This window comes from Pseudomonas sp. P7758 (assembly GCF_013386485.1).
GTDB lineage: Bacteria > Pseudomonadota > Gammaproteobacteria > Pseudomonadales > Pseudomonadaceae > Aquipseudomonas.
This window is the reverse complement of record NZ_JACARS010000293.1, coordinates 1-911: the sequence shown is the minus strand read 5'-3', so window position 1 is coordinate 911 and position 911 is coordinate 1. Positions and strand designations below refer to the sequence as shown.

At 64.2% G+C, this 911-nt stretch carries 1 protein-coding gene; it reads right to left on the bottom strand.

What is annotated here, in order from left to right:
• Window positions 1-911: MFS transporter (locus HX873_RS31560; protein WP_177123887.1), on the bottom strand; the 911-nt coding region annotated here is incomplete at both ends.

Below are 911 nucleotides of genomic sequence, written 5' to 3'. Positions count from 1 at the left end.
CAACAACCCCGCCAGCAAAGGCCCAAGCCCCGCCCCCACATCACGCCACACCGCATTCGACGCCAACGCCGAAACCCGCATCGCCCCCGGATTACGCTCCGCCACCAGCGTCGTCACCAACGGCAACTGCAACGCCCGCAGCACCAACACCGCCGCCGCCCCCACAATCACCCAATGACTACCAAACGCCCCCAACGCCAACGCACTGAGAAACGAAAACAGCAGCAACATCGACGTAGCACCAAACTGCTGCGCAGCACGCCCCCCCAGCGGACTCAGAAGCAACTCCGAAACATATCGCAGCGCCATCAACCCACCGGCAATCAATACCGCATTGCCCCCCAGCAGCTTCTGCGCCTGAATCGACAGGCCAAAGATAAACAGCCCATCCAGCGCCACCCCTTCGATAAACGACCAGGTCGCCACACTGTCAGGCAACTTGAACCGCCGCCCCGGCGTGCCATGCAAATTGTGACCCGCAGTCGGCAACCCCCGCGCCATCCACAACCCCACCAGGCAACACACCGCCAGAATCCAGAAGATCGGCCGCGGCCCCACCTGCAACGTCAGCCACCCACCCAACGGCAAGGCCAGCATCGGCCCCAGGGCAATCAACGCCCGCGACCGCCCCGCCCGCCGCGCCGCACCCAGCGGTTCAGAGGTAGCCAATACTTGAGTGGAAAGGTTCAACGCCGCAAAACACAGGCCCCAGACCAACCGAAGCCCGAGCAAGGCCGCAAACCCGGACAGCATCGAGTTGCCAAGAGCACACACCGCCGCCGCGCCGGCGGCAATGGAGCACGTCAGCCGATCACCGTTGCGGGCGTAGAAATTCAGAACATGCTTGTAGCCGAAGATCCGCACCAGGCGGTTGGCCGCCAGCAGCACCCCGGCCTGGGCCAGGGTGATAC